At 60.1% G+C, this 6,904-nt stretch carries 4 protein-coding genes; all 4 read left to right on the forward strand.

What is annotated here, in order from left to right; all coding sequences use genetic code 11:
• Positions 1–1,847 (forward strand): thrombospondin type 3 repeat-containing protein (locus tag AAAB16_RS19630; RefSeq protein ID WP_340664841.1); only part of this gene is annotated, 1,847 nt, incomplete at its 5' end.
• A 91-nt stretch (positions 1,848–1,938) separates the two neighbouring features.
• Positions 1,939–2,829: a peptidylprolyl isomerase gene (locus AAAB16_RS19635; RefSeq protein ID WP_340664842.1), complete on the forward strand. Its 891-nt coding sequence runs from the start codon at positions 1,939–1,941 to the stop codon at positions 2,827–2,829.
• A complete protein-coding gene (locus AAAB16_RS19640) occupies positions 2,816–3,682 on the forward strand; it encodes a peptidylprolyl isomerase (protein WP_340664843.1) in 867 nt (288 codons plus the stop codon). The genes AAAB16_RS19635 and AAAB16_RS19640 overlap by 14 nt, the downstream gene beginning before the upstream one ends.
• A 73-nt stretch (positions 3,683–3,755) precedes the next feature.
• Positions 3,756–6,904 (forward strand): thrombospondin type 3 repeat-containing protein (locus AAAB16_RS19645; protein ID WP_340664844.1); only part of this gene is annotated, 3,149 nt, incomplete at its 3' end.

The following is a 6,904-nucleotide window of genomic DNA, read 5'->3' on the forward strand; positions in this document are numbered from 1 at the left end:
GTGATGGTGATGGTCTGCCCGACAAGTTTGAAATCGACACCCTTGGCGGTGCTGCAGCTAAGTCCTTCGACAGCGATGGTTCCGGCCGCGGCGATGGCGATGAACTGTTTGTTGATGGCACCGATCCGCTTGATGCCAGCGATGATGTGCAACAGTTGCCCAATAATTACGCCGCCTACTTGCCCACCGACGCTGGCCTGTTCGTGCAGATCGACCGTGAGGGGCGCGTTACCTTCAGTGATCCGAGTTCTGGTGCGCAGATTGGTGTGCAGTCCGCTCTGGTGCTGAACGGGTACACCTTTAGCGATACCAGCGGCGAGCAGCCGACCGCGAGCCTGGCCCGCCAGCAGCAGATTGCCGACAATAACCGTGGCTTGACTCAGGTGCCTGGCCAGCCAATCTGGCGCACGGCGCTAGTTGCCCTCAATCCCGGTTTGCTGGTGAGCCGCGAGTACTATGTGCCTGCCTCCGGGCGCGGCTTTGTGCGGGTACTGGATCGGTTCTACAACGTCAGCAACGCCGCGCAGAGCGTAGATCCGCAGCTGGAAAGCCGGAACACGTATTCGAGCATTGGATACACCCAGGCTACCTCTAGCGGTGATAGCAATTTGGGCAGTGACGACACCTGGCTGCGTTTGCGCAAGGCGCCTTATGAGGGCGAGGAACCGACAGCGATCAGCACCGTCAACGTGTTCGCCGATGCTGCTGGTCGGCACACGCTAAACCCAGACCTGATGGCCAGTGACGCCTATTACCAATGGAACATTGGCTACCACGTGGAAGTGCCGGCCAATGAGCACCGCGTGGTGATGAACTTTATCGCCTTGGAAGACCAGAACAGTTCGCGGCCAAGCGCTACCAACGTACTGCAGAACCTGGGTGAAAATGCCCTGTATGGCATCTCCAACGACGATCGTTCGCGCATCCTCAACTTCAGTCTGTGTGCCGACGCCGACAAAGACCTGCTGTGCGACAGTGCTGAGGCGCTGGCCGGTACCCAGAGCAATAACCCAGATAGCGATGGCGATCGTTTTAATGACGAATTGGAAGTGCGTTTGGGCAGTGACCCAACCGACCCGCAGTCCACTCCGCTGTTCGACATCTATACCCTGAGCGATGCCGGTGATAACACCGCGTTGCTGCAGCAGACCGGATACACCGGCTCGCGCAGCGAATTGCATACCTTCGACCAGCATTTCGCCGCCTTGGATTTCGACAATAGCGCAGCGTTGTGGTTGGCTACTGCCGGCACCGATAACCTGGCCTTCCTGCCTTTCGACATAGCGAGCTTGAGCCTGGGCGAAGGGTCCGCGTATGAAGCGCCTAGTGTGACTCTGGACAGCACCCGCCTATGGCTTGATCCCGTGAGCTTGCACCTGTTCGAGACGACACTCGAAGAGGGCGCTGATCCGGTTCAGATGCTGAAACTTCAGGGCCAAAACCGCTGGGGCACTTACACCTTGGCTGATGTGACGGCGAATCTGGCGTGCGGTTCGGCGCTCAGCGAATGGCAAGGTCAAGCGCTGTTGCTAAATGGCTGCGCCCTGAGTCAACTGGACTCGACCCGCGGAGAATGGCTGCCTTTGGTCAACCTCGATTTCGCTGCGCAGTTCGCCGAGCATCCGCGCGTGCTGGCGATGGACGATATGCAGCCAATCAACGCCGTCCTAGCCCTGGTTGAAGACACCCTCGACGGCAGCAAGCGCCGCAGCCTCGGCCTGATTGATATGAAAACCGGCAAAGTCACGCGCTTGAGCGCTATGCCCGCCAATGCCAAAGGCTTGTCGGTAAAATTCCGTGATTTCCAAAATGAACCAAAGTGGCCCTTTGAGGTCCCGCAGACTTAATTTGTGACCCAGTTCACGCCCCCTTGCAGGCGTGCCCTGTATATCGCACACCGCGATAAATGGAATTAGACCTTACACACATGGTGATTGAATGAAGCAGTTCCAACGCCTGGTCCTTGTGACTTCTGTATTGGCCGTGGCCTTGACGGGCTGCGATTCGGGTGGCGATTCGATTGCTGAGGTAAACGGCAAGCCGGTCACCCAGGAGCGCTTTGACGCGTACCTGAAATTCAAGCGTGTGCCCACGCAAAACCCTGAGCTGGTGAATCGCGAGCTGGATGATTATCTGGAGCGTGAGGGCCTGGCTGGGCAGATTGAAGAGCAAAAACTGCTGCCGGCTGAGCAGGTGGAAGCCGAAGTAGCCGAATTCCGTAAGCAGATGCTGATCGGTCGCTATTTTGAGGAGTTTTTGAAGGAGCGGGTAACCGACGAAGCGGTGCGTAATTACTACGCCACCAACCCGGACCAGTTCCAGGCCAAGAAAATTCATGTGGCGCATATCTTGGTGCGCACCAACCCGGGCTTGAGCGAGGCGGAGCGTCAGGCGCTGCTGACCAAGGCCAGTGCTATTTATACCAAGGCCAACTCGCAGGAAGATTTCACCTCCCTGGCCAAGGAATACTCCGAAGACCAACTGTCTGCCCAGCACGGCGGCGACCTCGGTTGGTTGCAGGAAGGCGCTATCGACCCGGCATTCAGCACGCGCATTTTCGCGATGAAAGCGGGCGAGCTGTCGGAGCCAATCGTTACCCCGTTTGGCTTCCATATCGTCAAGGTGGTGGAAGGCCCGCAGGTGATCAAGCAGCCGTTTGAAAGCGTGGCTGGCGATATCCGTTATCGCCTGCGTCAGGAAGCCAAAGCGGCAGAACTGGAGCGTTTGAAAGCCGCGGCGAAGATCGAGAAAAAAGCCCAGCCAGAAGCGGCCAAAGCTACCGCCGATAGCGCGGAAAAACCGGCAGGTGAAAACCGTGCATCCAGTTAAGTGCGCCAGCGCCGCCTTGGCGCTGGCGGTGCTGCTGGCCGGGTGTAACGACGACAGCAAGCAAGCGCTGAGCGAGGTGCCGGTAGAACCTTCGGCCACGTTGGTGACGGTGGATAAAACCCCGATCACCCGTGCGCAGTTGGAGCTGACCATTGAACGCACGCTCGGTGAGTCGGCGCCGCTGTATGCCAATGAAGAAGTGGAACGCAAAATCCTTGAGAGCCTGGTGAGTAGCCGGGCGATGGCGTTGCTGGCCGAGCGTGAGCTGGATGCCAGCGAGCGTGAGCAGTTGGATTTAAAAGCCCAGGCCTACCGCGAAGAATTGCTGGTGCGCAATTACCTGGAAAAGCACGCCAACCCCGAGCCCGTCACCAACGAGCAGGTGGCTGATTACTACAACCGTCACCAGGATGAATTTGGCGGCGGCGTGGAAAAAAGCTTTGAAATTATCGCCAGCGATCAGGACCTGGAGCCGGCGCAACGCACCGAGCTGATTACCCTGCTTAGTGGCCCGCAGGTGCAAGGCAAAGACTGGCAAAAACTGGTCGCCGACTGGCGCCAAGCCGGCAAGCCACTGCAATACCGCCAGAGCCGTTTAAAGCTGGAGCTGCTGGAACAACCGCTGCGCAGCCTGGTGGAGCCAACCGCCGCGGGTAGCATTGCGCCGCTGTATGTGGATGGTCAGTTGCTGCTGGTGCGGGTCACGGCCGAGCAAAAATTGCCAGCCAAACCGCTGGCTGAAGTCAGTGGGCAGATTCGTGAAAAGCTCGCACCGCAGGCGCTCAAGCAGGTGGTTAAAAACCTCAGCGGTGAAGCGTTGAAAGCAGTAAACGTGCAGTACAGCTCGCACTAGACGAGCGCAAGACTAGGGCCGCGCGCATAGCCGGTAACACATCAGGGAAGACGGCAGAGCAGGGACGAACGTTATGGGGATGCTGGGGGGCAAACGCGCAGGTAGCCGGCTGTTGGTATGGCTGTTGTGCCTGAGCGCGGGCGCTGCACAGGCGGCTGAGGTCTGCCGCGCGGTGTTTAGCTCTGGCTTGCAAACCCATGGCAGCGGCGCCATCACCTTCCAGTGGGCGGGCCTGTTGGCCGATAGCCCCAACGCTTCGCTGGCGACTCTAAAAGTACAAAACGCCTTCGGCACGCCCAGTTGCGGCAGCCAGAATTGCAGCGCCAGTGGCGTCGCCGCGGCCGACTTAGGCACCCTCAAACTGCCGACCATCAGCGGCCAATACGACCTGCGCTTGGGCTACCTGGGCAATGGTGAAGCCGGTGGCGATGAAACCAACCGCTACCGCGCCATTGAGCTGGAAAGCGCCGCTACCCTGAGTTTTAACCCACGCCACCAGGCCTATTACATTGAGCGCCTGACCCTTGGTTATGGCGCCAAGGTCACCCTGGCGCCGGGTCGTTACTGGATCGGCCAACTGGATATGGCCAGCAATAGCCAACTGCGTGTCGCCAGCGGTACGGCAAAAGTCATGGTCGGCAATGCCGTTAGCCTGCCGTATCAGGCACGCATTAATGCCGTCGACGATGGCAGCGGCCGCCCGGAAGGGCTGCAACTGTTTGTGCGCGGCAACCTTACGCAAGAGTCGGCCAGCACCATCAATGGCCTGGTGTATGTCGAGGGCGAATACCGCGCCGCGTTTGCCGCGCGCCTGACCGGCGCCCTCAACGCACGCAGCGTCGAAGTGGGTAGCGCCGCACGGGTGGAAACCCGTATGGCCGCGGTTAACAGCGCCAGTTGGAACAACCAGTGCCAGGAACGCGCCGACCTTGACGGCGACGGCATCCTTGACCTGTTTGATGAAGACACCGACGGCGACGGCTACGACGATGAGCGCGAACGCGTTGCCGGCAGTAACCCGCTAAACGCCCAAAGTATCCCCACTGTGGCGCCGCCCGCCGCGCAGCCAAGCTTGTGCGTAGCGTCCTTTGCCAAGGGCCTGCAAACCCACGGCACAGGCGGGCGCATCAGCTTTGCCCTGAACGCACAATTGCGCGACGCACCCTCGGCTTACCTGGCCACCAACCGCGTCGACAACAGCTTCGCCTCCAGCCTGCGCAGTTGCGGTACCCAGGATTGCCAAGCGAGCTTTACCCCCGCGCAAGTGCCGGCCATGCCCGCCTTCCGCGCCACCAGCAGCACGTTTAAGCAAGAAGTGGCCTATGCCGGCAACCTGACCCTGGATGCCAGCCGCAAAGAGTGGCAACGCCTGAATGTCAGCGGTATGGCCAAGGTGCGTTTCAACGTCGCTGGCGAGTACCTGCTCAAAGAGCTGGAACTGGGCTACCGCAGCACTCTGGAGCTGGCGCCGGGCGATTACTGGATCGACAAACTGACCCTGGGCAGCGAGTCGAAAATTGTTCCCGTTGGCACTGGCACCGTGCGTTTGCACGTGCTGAAAAACCTTGAGCTGCCCTGGATGGCCCTGGTCAACGCCAGTGCCTATGAAACCCCCGGCGATGCCTCGCGCCTGCTGGTGCTGGCCGAAGGCAATGTGGTGCTGGGCTCCAACTCAACCTTGGCCGGTTTTATTTACGCCAAGGGCGCCGTGACCCAGCAATACGCCTCGCGCCTCTACGGCGGCGCGGTGGCCAGCAACGTCACCCTCGACACCCTGGCGCGCACCACATTTAGCGCCGTGCAACTGAACAAACTCGACACCGGTCTGCTCTGCGACCTCGACGGTGATGGCATCGGTGATAACACCGACCCTGACCGCGATGGCGACGGCATTTCCAACGATTACGAAGAACAAGTCGGCACTAACCCCAACGACCCGAAAAGCGTGCCGCCCGATATGGACAAGGACGGTATTCCCGATGCCTTGGACAGCGACCGCGATGGCGACGGCGTGGCCAACGACGTTGACGCGTTCCCCAATGACCCCACCGAATCGAAGGATCTCGACGGCGACGGCATTGGCGACAACAAAGACCCGGACCGCGACGGCGACGGTATTTCTAACGACTACGAAATTCAGTTGGGCACCAACCCTAACGATAAAAACAGCGTACCGCCGGACCTGGATCGCGATGGCATTCCCGATGCCCTGGACAGCGACCGTGACGGCGATGGCGTGGCCAACGATGTCGATGCCTTCCCGGACAACGCCGCCGAAAGCAAAGACCTCGACGGCGACGGGATTGGCGACAACGCCGACCTCGACCGGGATGGCGACGGCATTTCCAACGCTTACGAAACCCAACTGGGCACCAACCCCGACGACAAAAACAGCGTGCCGCCAGACCGCGACCGCGATGGCATTCCTGACGCGCTGGATTTTGACAGTGACGGCGATGGCGTCGACAACGACAAGGACGCCTTCCCGGACAACCCCGCCGAGTGGCGCGACCTCGATGGCGACGGCGTTGGCGATAACGCCGATACCGACCGCGATGGCGACGGCATTTCCAACGATTACGAAGTGCAGGCCGGTACAGACCCGGACGACAAGAACAGCACGCCGGCCGATATGGACAAAGACGGCATTCCCGACAGCCTAGACAGCGACCGTGATGGCGATGGCGTGGCCAACGACGTGGACGCCTTCCCCAATGACCCCACCGAATCGAAAGACTTGGATGGCGACGGCATTGGCGACAGCAAAGACCCGGACCGTGACGGCGACGGCATCTCCAACGATTACGAAATTCAGCTGGGCACCAATCCGGACGACAAGGCCAGCGTGCCTGCCGACCTGGACAAAGACGGCATCCCCGACGCCCTCGACGATGACCGCGATGGCGACGGCGTAGCTAACGCCGCAGACGCCTTCCCGGACGATGCAACGGAAAGCAAAGACCTCGATGGCGACGGTATTGGCGACAACAAAGACCTGGACCGCGATGGCGATGGAATTTCCAACGATTACGAAATTCAGCTCGGCACCAACCCCGACGACAAAGCCAGCGTACCGGCTGACCTGGACAAAGACGGCATTCCGGACGCGCTAGACGATGACCGCGACGGTGATGGCGTGGCCAACGATGTCGATGCGTTCCCCAACGACCCGGCTGAATCGAAAGATTTGGACGGCGACGGCATTGGCGACAACGCCGATAC

The sequence above is a fragment of the Pseudomonas sp. genome, assembly GCF_037994325.1.
In the GTDB taxonomy this organism is placed as follows: Bacteria; Pseudomonadota; Gammaproteobacteria; order Pseudomonadales; family Pseudomonadaceae; genus Aquipseudomonas.